Annotated in this window: 15 protein-coding genes; 11 read left to right on the forward strand and 4 right to left on the reverse strand. The window is 44.5% G+C overall.

Annotation, left to right across the window (positions count from 1 at the left end):
• The first annotated feature begins 81 nt into the window (after positions 1 to 81).
• A complete protein-coding gene (gene pcoS, locus V6E55_RS23560) occupies positions 82 to 1,428 on the forward strand; it encodes a copper resistance membrane spanning protein PcoS (protein ID WP_004248839.1) in 1,347 nt (448 codons plus the stop codon).
• A 217-nt stretch (positions 1,429 to 1,645) separates the two neighbouring features.
• The gene (locus V6E55_RS23565) at positions 1,646 to 2,080 is read left to right on the forward strand and encodes a hypothetical protein (RefSeq protein WP_000723070.1); all 435 of its coding nucleotides are present in this window, start codon (positions 1,646 to 1,648) and stop codon (positions 2,078 to 2,080) included.
• 257 nt (positions 2,081 to 2,337) lie between these two features.
• Here V6E55_RS23565 and V6E55_RS23570 read toward each other — a convergent pair whose 3' ends face one another.
• Positions 2,338 to 3,453 (reverse strand): nickel/cobalt efflux protein RcnA, encoded by a 1,116-nt coding sequence (locus V6E55_RS23570; protein ID WP_001572377.1) that lies wholly within the window; start codon positions 3,451 to 3,453, stop codon positions 2,338 to 2,340.
• Between the two features lie 122 nt (positions 3,454 to 3,575).
• On the opposite strand from V6E55_RS23570, the gene rcnR reads away from it, so the two are divergent.
• The 3 genes from rcnR (at position 3,576) to V6E55_RS23585 (ending at position 6,334) form a co-directional block, all read left to right on the forward strand.
• Positions 3,576 to 3,848: a Ni(II)/Co(II)-binding transcriptional repressor RcnR gene (gene rcnR, locus V6E55_RS23575; protein ID WP_000019951.1), complete on the forward strand. Its 273-nt coding sequence runs from the start codon at positions 3,576 to 3,578 to the stop codon at positions 3,846 to 3,848.
• 465 nt (positions 3,849 to 4,313) lie between these two features.
• Complete coding sequence (locus V6E55_RS23580) at positions 4,314 to 5,132, forward strand: DUF4942 domain-containing protein (protein WP_044704764.1); 819 nt, start codon at positions 4,314 to 4,316, stop codon at positions 5,130 to 5,132.
• On the forward strand, positions 5,129 to 6,334 hold the full coding sequence (locus V6E55_RS23585) for a hypothetical protein (RefSeq protein WP_001572381.1): 1,206 nt from the start codon (positions 5,129 to 5,131) through the stop codon (positions 6,332 to 6,334). Before V6E55_RS23580 ends, V6E55_RS23585 begins: the two co-directional genes overlap by 4 nt.
• 279 nt (positions 6,335 to 6,613) lie before the next feature.
• Here V6E55_RS23585 and V6E55_RS23590 read toward each other — a convergent pair whose 3' ends face one another.
• Genes V6E55_RS23590 through V6E55_RS23600 form a run of 3 tightly spaced genes read right to left on the reverse strand, consistent with a single transcriptional unit; the run spans position 6,614 to position 9,611 of the window.
• Positions 6,614 to 7,933, reverse strand: a complete 1,320-nt coding sequence (locus tag V6E55_RS23590; RefSeq protein ID WP_000078514.1) for a DUF1173 family protein — start codon at positions 7,931 to 7,933, stop codon at positions 6,614 to 6,616.
• 22 nt (positions 7,934 to 7,955) lie between these two features.
• A complete protein-coding gene (locus tag V6E55_RS23595; protein WP_000220758.1) occupies positions 7,956 to 8,123 on the reverse strand; it encodes a hypothetical protein in 168 nt (55 codons plus the stop codon).
• Between the two features lie 60 nt (positions 8,124 to 8,183).
• The gene (locus V6E55_RS23600) at positions 8,184 to 9,611 is read right to left on the reverse strand and encodes a DNA cytosine methyltransferase (RefSeq protein WP_000833382.1); all 1,428 of its coding nucleotides are present in this window, start codon (positions 9,609 to 9,611) and stop codon (positions 8,184 to 8,186) included.
• A 214-nt stretch (positions 9,612 to 9,825) separates the two neighbouring features.
• Here V6E55_RS23600 and V6E55_RS23605 point away from each other — a divergent pair, with 214 nt between their 5' ends.
• The 6 genes from V6E55_RS23605 (at position 9,826) to V6E55_RS23630 (ending at position 13,533) form a co-directional block, all read left to right on the forward strand.
• The gene (locus V6E55_RS23605; protein WP_031942328.1) at positions 9,826 to 10,341 is read left to right on the forward strand and encodes a thermonuclease family protein; all 516 of its coding nucleotides are present in this window, start codon (positions 9,826 to 9,828) and stop codon (positions 10,339 to 10,341) included.
• 2 nt (positions 10,342 to 10,343) lie between these two features.
• Positions 10,344 to 11,240, forward strand: coding sequence for a hypothetical protein (locus V6E55_RS23610; RefSeq protein WP_000975181.1), 897 nt, complete (start codon positions 10,344 to 10,346; stop codon positions 11,238 to 11,240).
• A 47-nt stretch (positions 11,241 to 11,287) separates the two neighbouring features.
• Complete coding sequence (locus tag V6E55_RS23615) at positions 11,288 to 11,602, forward strand: hypothetical protein (RefSeq protein ID WP_001005009.1); 315 nt, start codon at positions 11,288 to 11,290, stop codon at positions 11,600 to 11,602.
• Between the two features lie 73 nt (positions 11,603 to 11,675).
• A complete protein-coding gene (locus V6E55_RS23620; RefSeq protein ID WP_000637193.1) occupies positions 11,676 to 11,933 on the forward strand; it encodes a hypothetical protein in 258 nt (85 codons plus the stop codon).
• Positions 11,934 to 12,919: 986 nt separating this feature from the next.
• Positions 12,920 to 13,117: a hypothetical protein gene (locus tag V6E55_RS23625; RefSeq protein ID WP_001371914.1), complete on the forward strand. Its 198-nt coding sequence runs from the start codon at positions 12,920 to 12,922 to the stop codon at positions 13,115 to 13,117.
• Positions 13,118 to 13,257: 140 nt separating this feature from the next.
• Positions 13,258 to 13,533: a hypothetical protein gene (locus V6E55_RS23630; protein WP_000864986.1), complete on the forward strand. Its 276-nt coding sequence runs from the start codon at positions 13,258 to 13,260 to the stop codon at positions 13,531 to 13,533.
• Positions 13,534 to 13,964: the final 431 nt, after the last annotated feature.

The raw sequence follows: 13,964 nt of genomic DNA on the forward strand, positions 1-13,964 counted from the left end.
AACGGTCTGCGTTGTCGGGAAGATGCGTGATCTGATCCTTCAACTCAGCAAAAGTTCGATTTATTCAACAAAGCCGCGGTGATGCTTACGGTATGGTGGTTATCAAGTTTTATCCTGATTAGCACCCTTAATGGCTATTTCGATAATCAGGACCGCGATTTTCTGACAGGTAAACTTCAGCTCACCGAAGAGTTTCTTAAAACAGAGACGTTCCGGAACAAAACGGATATTAAGTCATTATCAGAAAAAATAAACGATGCGATGGTAGGGCACAATGGTTTATTCATTTCTATAAAAAACATGGAAAATGAAAAAATTGTTGAACTCTATGCCAAAAATTCTGTTGTTCCAGCGGTCCTGCTTAATAAGTCGGGTGATATTCTCGACTATATGATCCAGACGGAAGAAAATAACACCGTGTACCGCAGTATCTCGCGGCGGGTTGCCGTGACGCCGGAACAGGGTAAAAGCAAACATGTCATCATTACGGTTGCCACGGATACTGGGTATCACACCCTGTTTATGGATAAGCTCAGTACCTGGCTGTTCTGGTTCAATATCGGTCTGGTCTTTATTTCTGTTTTTCTGGGCTGGCTGACCACACGTATTGGTCTGAAACCGCTACGGGAAATGACCAGTCTGGCTTCCTCCATGACCGTACACAGCCTGGATCAGCGTCTTAATCCCGATTTGGCTCCGCCGGAAATTTCTGAGACCATGCAGGAGTTCAATAACATGTTCGATCGCCTGGAGGGGTCATTCCGGAAACTGTCAGATTTCTCGTCTGACATCGCGCATGAGCTGCGCACAGCGGTCAGTAATCTGATGATGCAGACGCAGTTTGCACTGGCTAAGGAAAGGGATGTTTCGCATTACCGCGAAATCTTATTCGCTTACCTGGAAGAACTGAAAAGGTTGTCACGAATGACCAGTGATATGCTTTTTCTGGCACGTTCAGAGCATGGTCTGCTGCAGCTGGATAAACATGATGTGGATCTGGCCGCCGAACTGAATGAATTACGTGAGCTGTTCGAGCCTCTGGCAGACGAAACAGGAAAGACAATCACCGTTGAAGGAGAGGGCGTTGTTGCCGGAGACAGCGATATGCTGCGACGTGCTTTCAGTAACCTGCTTTCCAATGCAATCAAGTATTCTCCCGATAACACCTGTACAGCGATACACCTTGAGCGTGACAGTGACTGTGTGAACGTGATGATTACGAATACGATGTCCGGCCAGGTTCCCGCTAATCTGGAACGTTTGTTTGATCGGTTCTATCGAGCTGATTCATCAAGGGTCCACAACACGGAAGGCGCGGGGCTGGGATTATCAATTACAAGGTCGATCATTCATGCTCATGGCGGCGAGCTGTCAGCAGAACAGCAGGGGCGGGAAATTGTGTTCAGTGTGCGCCTGTTAATGGATTAATCCCGTTCTTCAGGAGAAACCTGGAAGGTGACAAAATTGTCATCATTCAGTCACGCGATAAACAGAGGCGGTTTTTTATAATCATACATAAATCAGGAGCAGAGTGATAACGCAATCGCCTGGTTCCTGGAGTGATGAATAACCCGCCCTGAGATCAAATGCTTTCTCTGTTATAAGCCGTTGATTGTTTGGGTATGAAAACACCGGAGACCCAACCATGAAAAAGATCCTTGTATCATTTGTTGCCATTATGGCTGTCGCTTCATCCGCCATGGCTGCAGAGACAATGAACATGCATGACCAGGTAAATAATGCCCAGGCACCCGCCCATCAGATGCAGTCAACCTCTGAAAAAAGCGCTGTTCAGGGAGACAGTATGACAATGATGGATATGAGCGGACACGATCAGGCTGCAATGTCCCATGAAATGATGCAAAACGGCAACGCTTCTGCCCACCAGGACATGGCGGAGATGCATAAAAAAATGATGAAAGGCAAACCAGGGGCCACCAACGAATCAGCAACGTCATTTTCAGAAATGAACGAGCATGAAAAAGCCGCTGTTGTGCACGAGAAGGCGAATAATGGTCAGTCTTCCGTTATTCATCAGCAGCAGGCTGAAAAGCATCGCAGCCAGATCACCCAGAATTAACCCGCAGCTCCACTTGTTAGACCCTCATTTGACGCCGAAGTCACTGGCTTACGCTCCCGTCCGGGAGCGTTTTTTTTATTCTTTCATTTATCATTGAGTCTTATGGGAATGGATTTAATCAGTTACTTAATCCCTGCCTCAGCAACAAGTCCCGGAAAGAGCAGCTTTATATTCCGGGTTTTTCTGCTCATAACCTCAACGGTGGCGCTTAGGATGTACTTTGTAAGTACCCAGAGTGTGTGTCATCAGTACCGGTGTTAATGCACCAGCCCATTCCAGCCATGTATACCCATGTAAATCCCAACAGCAGCAATCAGGGCGCTTGAAATATAGGGGGCTCTTCTGGCGATGGTATTGAAGCCACTCCAGCGTTTGGCGACCTGACGAACGCTGATCGCCGCACCCACTCCAACCGTTACGAGGGTCAATGCCAGGCCGATACTGAAACAAACAACCAGTGTGGCACCCAGCGTAAGCGCTTTAAGCTGAAGGCAGATCAACAATACAGTTATAGCTGCCGGGCAAGGGATAAGCCCTCCTGTCAGTCCAAATATCAGGATTTGCCCGTTGGTTACTTCTTTCCCGTCGAAGCGGCGTTTTATGTCATTGGCATGAGCCAGTTCGTGAGCGTCCTGATACTCTTTCGAATTCACATCCAGCCCATCAAGCTCAGAGTGGTCATGGTCATGGTCGTGTTCAGCGAACGCCACATCATAGTCATGGACATGACCACGATGTCCCAGAGACAGACGTACGTTGAAACTGTGAGGCTCAGGGATGGGAGATGTTGACTCCAGATAATCACCATGATCAACAAATTCAAAAGTCTGAGAGATCGTACTGTTTTCCCGAAGTGTGGTTAATGAGATATCTTCAGAAGCCCATCTTTGGCCACTAAGAGTGCGTAGCCGCCAGTGGGGAAGTTGTCCTTCTTCAAAAATGGACAGTTCAACTTTTCCATGGCCAGTATCGATCAACCTTGTTTCGTCATGGTGATGATGTTCATTCTCCTGCATTCCCTCCAGCCAGTTTTTCTCACCGCTCCAGGTTCGCCAGAACATCCAAAAAGCCGTACCAAGGATGATCACTGAAGAGACCATCTGTAGCCAGGGTTCGGCTGATTCTGCGGTAAATTTATTACTGATATACATCCCTCCAAAAGCAATCAGCCATACGACTGCAGTGTGCGACAATGTTGCCGCGACACCCAGCATCACGGCCTGACGTACGGTGCCTTTTATAGCAATGATGAATGCTGCCATCATTGTTTTGGAGTGCCCGGGCTCCAGTCCATGAAGCGCGCCAAGCAGAATGGCGCTGGGGATGAAAAACCATGCGTTGCCTTGCTGAAGAAGTGTCGTAAATTCGTTCATGAGAATCATTCTTGGTTATTAAGTGTAGGCCGGATTCTACTCCCCCCCAGTAAAATATACTACCCCCCAGTAGAATAACGCTGGTATAGTTACATAAAATATCCAGGAGAGTGAGAGCCCACATGTCACATACCATCCGCGATAAACAAAAACTGAAAGCACGTACAAGCAAGATCCAGGGGCAGGTTGCTGCGCTGAAAAAAATGCTTGATGAACCTCACGAATGTGCCGCTGTACTGCAACAAATAGCCGCCATACGTGGTGCCGTGAATGGTTTATTGCGTGAAGTGATTAAAGGACATTTGACTGAACATATTGTTCATGAAAGTGAAGAACAGAAACGAGAAGAAGACCTGGACGTTGTGCTGAAGGTTCTGGATTCTTACATCAAGTGACAGTTTGGCTAAAAGCCCTGAGCATTAATTTATCTAAATAACACGTTATCAAGTGACGGTTTTGGGCTGTTTGTAGCGGCATAGTGAGTTTGTTTAATCAATGAGCTTTAAGATGCCCCCCTTCATGCAAGGCAACGCGTACATTTCTGGTACATCTACTTCCCTTACTTTGCTCAGGGCAACCCACATTGTTAAAGCCTCTACTCGCTGACCATCAAAATCACCCAACGTCAGATAATGGAAAAAAATTTTGGATGACATTTTGAAACGTGTCCTCTGCTGTGAACGTCGAGAGATGCTACGCGAGAAAGGAGATGACCTACTTAGTATCCTGTTAAGTAGGTCTATCTGAAGAAGTAGACAACTTTAAAGTCTTTTTCATGTTAAAGGAGACAACTTTAATGTCTGTGTACACCTACCTTTGCTCAAATCAAAATGTTCTGACATACCAAAATGGAGTGTAAAATGACTCAAAACCAGGGTTCTGAGCCAGTACCGGCGAGCCGGACAGGGCAGCTCATCAGCGCCCGGGATATGGCCATGCAGAAATTCGAAGAAGGGATGCGGTTAATCTCGGAAGCGTCGGAACTGTGCGGTCTCTCTCTCTTCACCAGCAGAATTATGCAGCCCAACGCATTTGGTCTTCCGTCGTCACTGGATCGCACCATCGAGGAGGGGCGTAAGGAAATTGACCGTAAAACGTGGAAAAGGCTCTTTGAAGAAACAGGTATGGACCGGTACTGGAACCATAAGCAAAAAGAAGCCTTTAACGAATCCCTTCGTACGGATCCGCCCGTCGCTTCCCTGGAGATTGTTAAGGGAACATTACAGCATGCACTGGCTAACAGACGAGACACCCTTGCAGAAGGTTTCGTTGATGTTCTCAACAAGCTTGACCGAAGTTTCAAAAGCAATGCCAGGCAATATACAATGCCAAAAAAGCTTGTTCTTCGGGGGATTTTTCCTGGTGTGAACGTGCTGAGGTACAACGGTTTCTCGCAGGACAATCACTTTTGTTTACGCGACTTTGAGAATATTGTATGCATCTGTTCTGATACTCCAACACCTGCAACCGGCGGTGGGCTGAGTATGGTCGACAGGCTGACGGCCATGAGAAATACAGAATTCACAGGCGAGTTCAGTGATGAGAATGGCTGGCGGTGTCGCCTGTTTGAGAATGGAAACGTTCATATTTGCATCGACAGTATCTCGCTTCTGAATGCTCTGAACGATCTTATCAGCATATATTTTGCAAACCAGCTTCCGGCCGCAGGAAAAAAATGATGATTGAAAATGATAAAGAAAAAAGCCTGAACGATGCTACCCCGCCAGAGGTGCAGAATGACATCCGCAGCGAATCCACTGAAAAATCAAAGGAAATGGGTCGTTCAAGGTACTCATCTATCGCGATGATCGATTACTTCAATGCAATCGAACGTCTGTGCAAAGAGAAAGAAATTAACCCGGAAAATATCGATCTGAGCTTCAAAGTTCACTGGCTCAGAAACGCTGTTGGCGGCTCGTTTGCAAGGTCACAGGAGATGTTCGCGGAGTACCAGAAGTATGTTAAAGAGGTTCCTGAAGAGGCCCGTTACCTGGATATACCCGATGAGGTAAAGGTTGCACTCGGCGATATTATCTCGTACATCACCTGGCACTACCGTAGAAGCTATACCGCAATACAGAATGATAGTGTTAAAAAAGCTGAAGCACGTAGCATGCAGCTGGAGGAGGAGGTAACGCAGCTGTTACAGCGGCTTGAGCAAAGCGCTACCGATATGGATGAGCTGAAACTTGAGAATCAGGCACTACAGGGTCGATTAGAGATCCGGGACAGTACCGTCAAGGAGTTAGAAACAAGGCTGAATGTTGCCGAAGCAGAACTCGAAACCTGCCATCACCAGTTAGATAGCACACGGCATGAATTGAGCCTCGCACAGCAGTCAAATGACTCACTCTCCCAGCAACTGGCTGAACGTAAAACAGAGATCGCTGGTCACCTTGAATATCAAAAAAAGCTGAACGAAGAGATCAACACGCAGCGTTCTGATAACGCCGGTCTTTCCAGACAATGCGACCAGTTAAGTCAGACTGTGTCAGATACAAAGGCAGAGAGGGACAGGTTTGAACAGGAATTGATTGCTGCACAGAACCTTTGTACTGAGCTGAAAAGTGCACTGTCCGGGAAAGAGGGTGACCTGGTGGCGGTGAATGCCGAGCTTACTGAACTCCATAAACTAAACGAGTCGCTGAGCGCCGACCTGAATAAAGTAACTTTGGTCAGCCAGGGCTATGAAGCGGAAGTGGCTGAACAAAGCAATGAACTCAAAACGCTCCAGGCCAAAGTAATGAAGCTGGAAGCTACCCTGGAGGCGGAGAAAACAATCTCAGAATCCCTGAAAGGCACCATTGATACATTAACTGGTGCAATGGCAGGGGGAGGTACTGGAAAGTCAAAACAGCCGCGTAGCAGAAAAACATCATGATAAATGAAGCCAGGTTGATACACTTCTCTGCATCCCCTGGCACATAAGAACTTCTGCGGACATTCAGCCCGTCCGCAGGAGTTTTCGTCCTTCAGTCAACAAATGCACTACCTTTTTTGAGTCTCCACTTTCCAGAGCAGAAAACACGTTACCGATTCTACCAACAGCTTGTATCTGAGTGATAACCCCAGTCTTGTAATCATCTAGGATCCCTGACAGGAAAGCGTTCAGTTTTGTCTGTTCGCTTAGCGAAAGCATGTAGGACATTTTTTCTCCATTTTAAGCAGGTGTGTCAGTTGAAAGAGGTTTGCGTGATTCTGGAAAATGAGGCAGCACCATAGTTTCAGATGCTGTGGTCGCATCCCAGTGCCACCATCCATAAGGCCCATATTCACGGTTGTAATAATCTTTTTTGAGTTGCTTTCGGGCCAGATAAGCAGGAGTGGCCATACCAAATACTTCCATCGGGAACGGCTTATCGCTTTTTGTGTCGAGCAGGTAGAAGTCAGGGAACACCTCACTAATACTCGCATCATAACGCATGGGCTTAACGTACTGCCGGTGCTCTGCATCCAGCTTTTCTGCAACAACCGCCTCATAGGAGGAGTCCAGAGGTATCCAGTTCTCGCTAACGTGCATCAGCACAATTTGATGAGCTCTTACAGAAGGGCCTCTGCCGGTTACCGCAGCTGGTGACGTCAACGCAAAGACAACTATTTTCGCCCCGGATTTCCATGCTGCGTACTCCGATGAAAATCGTTTCTTTACGCTATCCCAATGGACTTCTGAATTGAAAAAAATCAGCGGTAGCCCCCCAAAATTCCGCAGGGGTAAAAATTTAAGTGGCTTCTCATGCTTTTCAGCATCGTAGCGAGGTAAAACTGACAGGAGCATGAGACGTTTATCACTCATCGCCTGTGATGAAAGACGCTGAATTTGCGACTGAGCGACAGGTTGTTTCGGGTCAGGTACACCAATGAATAAATGGTCACCTATGCAGGCTCTGCCGGTACGAATTTGTTTAGCGGTTTCAAGCAGACGATACCGTACCAGTGAATCGTTACGTTTCCCTGCCATTTTCGGGTACCAGACATTCAGACCAGACTCTGTCCACAAAAGACTAAGCAAGCCCAGGAGGGTCATTGAGGCCTGACCTCCTTCTGGTCGCTGAACATGGGGCAGGGGAGGCACTTCTGATTTTTCAGGAGGATCTTTCTCTGTCATACCGATACCGAGCCTTACAGCCATATCACCTTCGGTTGTAATCCGGACCACACCACTCGCATATCCTTTCAGGCCGGTATGCCGGGCATCAAGGGAGAAGAATACACAGGAAGGATCATGCTCAATGCCCGTGTTAGCGGCTTTGACGAGAATAAAGGCATCACCGTTCGGTAAAGCACGAACATAAAGTCGCTTTTCTCCTTTTCCACGACATCCGCAGGTGATGACTGATTTTTGACCTGAGGTGTGGTGTGCCTTTTTAAGAGCCGACTGCCACCCTTTAGCAAACTCATCCTGCGTTTGAAAGTCAGGTGAATACCTTTTGACGTTTGGATCGTCGTCGTAAGCAATCATCACTGCGAATTTTTGGCTCATAGTAGTCTCCTAAACAGGAAGTTTAATATCCCAACCAGAGCAACACTTCCTGAGCGTCATACTGTTCCTTTACGCCCATGTCGCTAAAGAATTCTTCGAAATCTGTTTCGGGAACGCAATGCCTGGACAGTTCTTGTAATGCTCGTTCTTTAGATACCGTCTCACCTTCAGCTGATTCGAAATACGTCATGGTTGACCTCTGACATTATTACAACAATCTTAAGCATTTAAATTGATGAAGGAGCTCAGGTCAGCTGACTTCGTCGTAAAACTGCCGCAAGCGCTGGGAGGCTGCAAATTCAATTCGTGACTTCAGCAGTTTGGCGACGGCCGCAAAGACATCAACGACCACGGAGTTCCCAAACTGTCTGTAAGCCTGTGTATTGGACACAGGGATACGGAAAACACTTTCCCCGGGTTTATCGAAGCCCATTAGCCTGCTGCATTCACGTGGCGTTAGCATGCGTGGCCGACGGTCCATGTTGTATGTGTTATGGAAATCAGTTTCTCCCAGTTCATGAGACCAGCCCCGATCAATAAGAATTTCAGATCCGTCTTTCATATAGCGGCTTGAGAGGGTTCTGGTGACACTATTAACATTGGAAGGATCTACTAGTCCAAAACCAAAACCATTGCCTTTTGCCGCATGTTTCTTTGCATAGTTGTATAAGTACTCCCAGAGTTTAGGGGAGAGGATGTATTTACTATCTACGCTCGGATCCAGTAAATCTGAGAGAGAAGGGCGCTTGTCCGGATAAAAGTCTTTAATGTCTCTCAGAGTAAAACCGTCTTTCAGACGTAGGTCGCGGCGAAAACCAATAAGGACGATACGTTCACGGTGCTGGGGTCGGAAATGACGGCCATCGATGACTTTAGGATCATCCGCGCCCGTGCTTTCGCTGTTTGCGACGTCGTAGCCAAGCTCATCGAGCGTTTTCATGATGATGTTAAAGGTATTACCCTTATCGTGACTCTTCAGATTTTTTACGTTTTCCAGAACAAAAATTGCAGGTTGTTTTGCCCGGATGATCCTGGCCACATCAAAGAAGAGCGTACCCTGAGTGTCGCACTCGAAACCGTGTTTGCGACCCATAGAGTTCTTTTTACTGACACCGGCGATGCTGAATGGCTGGCATGGAAATCCCGCAAGAAGAACATCATGATCCGGGATAGAGGCATCGATAAATTTGTATGCCTCGTCATCAGTAACCTCGGGCCGGTTGCTAAGAGTGATGTCACGGATGTCTGAATTGAAGCGGTGCTCGTTCTCATCGCAATACCAGTTCGCCCGGTAAGTACGGCTGGAATAAGTATTCCATTCGCTCGTGAAAAGACATTTACCACCGATGGCATCAAATCCGCTTCGCAGTCCACCTATCCCTGCAAACAGATCGATAAAGCTAAAGTGCCTGTCCTCATAATCAGCAGGTCGTGAAGGTATTAAAGTCTGTAGATAGCGTCCATCTGCGATACTCAGCTCACAATGCTCAGGTATGCATGTAACCTGACGTTTAAGGGATGCACGGGACCAATTACTGCCATTTTCATCATTTAATACCTGAGCCAGATATTTCAGGTCATAAATGGTCGAAGCTGTTAACAAAGTTTTGTGGATCAGAGATGGTGTTTTATCCACATCATTCAGGTCTGTCTCAAGATCATGAGTGTAACGTTTCATCCAAACTCTCTCAGGAATAATATCTTTGAGATAGATTAACACGCTTAATTTGGATTATTTTTTGGTTCAGGTTCTAAATTTATTGTGATTATTCTGCCTTTAAGTTGCAAAAAGATTGGTTTTAAGCCCGCCCATGAAATAATGACTTGTTAAAATACTGCCTGTAAATAGGCTTGTGGATACATGTCTGTACTCAACAAATCAAGGTGAAATGATGTTTTTTTTAACAAAGTTACTTTTGCCCATCATGATTGTTGTATTCCCAGTGGCGTCCTGGGGGAACTCAACAACTTTTGAGGCAAAGGTGGTTAAGATTGTTGACGGTGACACCATAACTGCGTTGGATGCTCAAAACACAACCATCAAAATACGGATGTATGGTATAGACGCTCCTGAATCTAAACAGGCTTTTGGCCAAAAAGCAAAACAGGCCTTAACCACAGCTATAGCAACTAAAATCGTTACCGTGATAGACCATGGTACGGATATCTATGGCCGTATGTTAGGTACCATCTGGTTAGATGGATATGATATCAATGCCTCTATGGTGGACAGTGGATATGCGTGGGTTTATCGGTTCGAAGATAACGCCATTGTCCCTGGCTATATCAAATATGAATCCGCAGCACAAAAGGAGGCAAAAGGGTTATGGGCAGACACCAACCCTGTCCCACCATGGCAGTGGAGACAGGCAAACGAAAAGCCCAGAAAGGTGAAAGGGAAGAAATAACCATGATGAAAGAGCCTCATCCGTTACTTCAGTTGGTACTAAACGATTCCGGTCGTCTAACCATGCCTGTTTATTATAGAGATCAACAGTATTGCCCGACTTGCCTTACAAAGGTGTTGAAGAGTGAGGATGGAAGTTTGGCGCACCTCGGGGAAATAAATCAAAATACATGTAGACCTTCTATTTCAGTAGTTGTGACAAAAGCAATTATTGAAATGTTATGTGACGGGGAAAAAATATTTGTAAATCCAATACGATACCGAGGCCGGGTGCTGGCACCCTCAGTAATTTTTTCTCCCGACACTCACACTTTCAAACCGTTTATAAATACAGACTATCAGCCTGTGGGAGCAAACTGGAAAAGTGAAAAGGGATATAAACTCGGTCTGTTTTATCTCAAAGATCGAGCCAACTCTATCAATAAAGAGGAATTTGATTTCATTGCCGTTATAGACCCTAAGGCAATGCAGAAAGAATTTATTTCGGCCTGGTCTGAGGTTGATGAAAAAAATCCATTGGAAACGCTGAAGCAGATCTTACGATCTAAAAACAACTCTTCTTTATGGGTAAAATGGCCTGGCAAAATTGAGCATGCGCAAAAAGGAAATTGCAACGAAAATTACTGGTTCGATTATCAATCTGATAATCAGGAAGTGAACTGTACGGTCTCTGTTGTAGGTATCGAAGGTAACAGTTCCGGTGAGACAATTTATAGATTGCAAACTTTGCTAAAGCGTAAGCTCAATGAATATCAACTGGTTCGGTCTTTAGGGACTATTATGCTTCTTGATAATACCGGGAATATGATTCCATCAAACCATCCTTATTTTGAAGTCATCTCAAAAGCATGTATAAATGGAGTGCGTGACTTTGTTCGTCAAAACCCGTGGGTAGTCTGACGGTCAACTATAAAGCATAATATAATTAGTAATAACAAGGAACAGACATGAATGAAAACTCAGTAATCTTAATAAGTTTATTTTGGTTTTTTTTTGGATCGAGTGTTGTAGCTGGTTTTATGGATGCATCATTATATTGCTGGATTTTTGCAGCCATAAGCGCATTGTTTCTTCTTTCGGTGATACAAACACCAAAGGAGTTAACGGTATCTATTCTTCTTGCGGTACTTATGGCAAGCTCCGCAGGTGTTTTCATTCTGGCTTATAAAGTCAAAACGAATGTCGTTTCACCAATCTATCTCTTAAAAAAGCCTACTGCATACATGGCTGAAATAGATAACCGAAGGATTCATGGTTACTAAATATTTTGCAATTGCATCATTTGACGGTCCGGGTTTATTTACCCACAGCATCGACTAATTCAAGAGGTTACATATGATAGTTTCAGAAGCAATTTTTTATTCTTCTATTATTTCCTGGGTTCTTTATTGGTGGTTTATTGGAAATATTACTAAAAAGGTAGGGATGCTTGTTGTTCCACTCACGCTTACCTTCGGATGTTACATTTATGCAATTCATTTGGATGATTCCGAACAGCAAACCAATTTACGTTGGGAGCAGATCGGTTTTATTACCTTTATAATTGTGATAATGTGGGCAGGAAAGTTTGTGATGAAAAGACTATCTGAATGATGATCTAATCCACACTTTTCGATATCTTAGAAAAGTAACTTTGTGAGCAAACAGTCATATGACATGCAAAACGCTGATCTCAAAGACAGATGATGGATACACATTTAGCATTTCACCTTACGAAGACGGGTACCGCTTATCAGTCTCGCCTGAAAATCGTCACAATGGTACCCAAAGCTTTGACGGCTGGTTCCCACGTTTTTTTTCCGAACCACAGTATGCCAAATCATCTTTAACTAAGTTTCTCGGTGAGTCCTTAGTATGGGAAGAAGATTCAAGTAATGCTCTATGAGATTACTTATTATAAATTTTTCTATTAATCTCCATGGAGTGATATATGAATTTGGCCTATTTTTTATTTTTGTCTATAACTGTTATGCTTACGAGCTTTATTATTAAATCACTTGTCGTATTGGTAAAGTTCAAATTACTTCGTGATGAACGTCTCGAATATACCAGCAATAAAAATATTGATGAGATGTACGATTTAATGAATGCGAAGGAAGAAATCCTCATAAGGCATCATAAGCAGATGTTGGCATTGCATCTTTCACTATTAATATTCGTTCTATTTATTGCTTACATTTACTAAAAATAATTTTATTCAACATTTCAACAAAGGGTTTTCAATGGAAAGCTTCGAAACTGAACAAATGATTCAATATGCTTTCTACATAAATATCGTAATAACGACTGGTTTGGCATGGTTTTGCTTGCGGTCAGGATTGCATTACAATTTTTTCAGAAAAGCAGAGAGTGCCAGAACAAAAGGGCTGAGTAGTACCTCTACTGAACACGGTCCAGCAATTGTGAGAATAAAGAAGCTACAAGCATTAGTAGATTTTATTAGTAACTGTGCTTTTCTAATCCTTTCAATTGGCACAGCTTATATTTTGTATTTTTGGATCCACAGTTAACTCATACAAGGTAACTTCGGCAAATAACAACTTCTAATGCAGGACTTTAATAACTATAACGGATGCTACATGAAAAACGACAGTTTAATTACGCGGTATAAAATACTTAAAGGCGAACGCGATGAGTCTATCTTCACCATAATAATCGCGCTAGTAGTAAAGCTGGGGCTGGTAGCCCTGGCATTCTATCTGTTGCTTGGTTCCACGATTGATTGGTCAAGCTGGAAAACCTATGCCGCCATGTTGATCTTTGGAGCATTTCTCTAAAAGGATGACCACGGCAATACCAGGTCAGACAACAAGGTCGTTAGCATGATCGTTGGAAGCAACGGAAGCACCTTGAAAAAGGTCGGCAGCACTATAAAATCCATCAGCAATGCACACAAATAAACTACTGGTATCTTAAAATGAAAGTGAAAGAGTTGATCGCCATGCTGAACGAAAGAGACCCTGAGGCAATTGTTCTGATTTCCGGCTATGAAACGATCGGCGGCACGGAAGTCGCAGAAGCTGATTTGCTCATTGATATGCAGTCAATATGCTTAGAACAGGCTGATAATCTCACAGGAAACCGTAAAGTTGTTTCTTCCGGTGGTGAAGATTCAGTTTGGTTAGGCTGGAAAGATGATTACCGTACAAAGGTGTTTTTAGAAGATGCCCAAATTCCTGATCAAGATGAATGACGGTCAGCGTTGGCTTCAAAGGCAATCTATCAGTACGTGAAACGTAAATGTTAAAAAATAACCACATATGAATCAATAACTTATGTCAAAGCTAAGTAGAGATGTCCGGGGTGGGGCAAAGTTCAAATGTCCTTTGATAATATTGAATTCCTGGATAAAAATCGCATCTTAACCTCTTCGTTTGAGTACCTTGTTGGGTTGACCCCGTATTCGCTTTATTTGTAGTATTGGGCTGCTTTGAAGTGTTTCATGTTCAAACGCGACGTGTTCTGTAAGTTCTTCCTGACAACAGAGCCGACAATATATACACATCCGCTATGGAGAATCTGACAACCGCTATGCGTATTACGCCACCGGCTTTGTTGAATAAATCGAACTTTTGCTGAGTTGAAGGATCAGATCACGCATCTTCCCGACAACGCAGACCGTTC

Source organism: Enterobacter sp. 342 (assembly GCF_036663495.1).
GTDB lineage: Bacteria > Pseudomonadota > Gammaproteobacteria > Enterobacterales > Enterobacteriaceae > Enterobacter.

Excerpts from the sequence above, each read along its gene's own strand:
- V6E55_RS23600 (WP_000833382.1), bottom strand. The coding sequence starts at position 9,611 with ATGAAACGTTACACTCATGATCTTGAGACAGACCTGAATGATGTGGAT.
- V6E55_RS23610 (WP_000975181.1), top strand. The coding sequence starts at position 10,344 with ATGATGAAAGAGCCTCATCCGTTACTTCAGTTGGTACTAAACGATTCC.
- V6E55_RS23585 (WP_001572381.1), top strand. The coding sequence starts at position 5,129 with ATGATGATTGAAAATGATAAAGAAAAAAGCCTGAACGATGCTACCCCG.
- V6E55_RS23580 (WP_044704764.1), top strand. The coding sequence starts at position 4,314 with ATGACTCAAAACCAGGGTTCTGAGCCAGTACCGGCGAGCCGGACAGGG.
- V6E55_RS23570 (WP_001572377.1), bottom strand. The coding sequence starts at position 3,453 with ATGAACGAATTTACGACACTTCTTCAGCAAGGCAACGCATGGTTTTTC.
- V6E55_RS23625 (WP_001371914.1), top strand. The coding sequence starts at position 12,920 with ATGAAAAACGACAGTTTAATTACGCGGTATAAAATACTTAAAGGCGAA.
- V6E55_RS23590 (WP_000078514.1), bottom strand. The coding sequence starts at position 7,933 with ATGAGCCAAAAATTCGCAGTGATGATTGCTTACGACGACGATCCAAAC.
- rcnR (WP_000019951.1), top strand. The coding sequence starts at position 3,576 with ATGTCACATACCATCCGCGATAAACAAAAACTGAAAGCACGTACAAGC.
- V6E55_RS23565 (WP_000723070.1), top strand. The coding sequence starts at position 1,646 with ATGAAAAAGATCCTTGTATCATTTGTTGCCATTATGGCTGTCGCTTCA.
- V6E55_RS23615 (WP_001005009.1), top strand. The coding sequence starts at position 11,288 with ATGAATGAAAACTCAGTAATCTTAATAAGTTTATTTTGGTTTTTTTTT.
- V6E55_RS23605 (WP_031942328.1), top strand. The coding sequence starts at position 9,826 with ATGTTTTTTTTAACAAAGTTACTTTTGCCCATCATGATTGTTGTATTC.
- V6E55_RS23630 (WP_000864986.1), top strand. The coding sequence starts at position 13,258 with ATGAAAGTGAAAGAGTTGATCGCCATGCTGAACGAAAGAGACCCTGAG.
- V6E55_RS23595 (WP_000220758.1), bottom strand. The coding sequence starts at position 8,123 with ATGACGTATTTCGAATCAGCTGAAGGTGAGACGGTATCTAAAGAACGA.
- V6E55_RS23620 (WP_000637193.1), top strand. The coding sequence starts at position 11,676 with ATGATAGTTTCAGAAGCAATTTTTTATTCTTCTATTATTTCCTGGGTT.
- pcoS (WP_004248839.1), top strand. The coding sequence starts at position 82 with ATGCTTACGGTATGGTGGTTATCAAGTTTTATCCTGATTAGCACCCTT.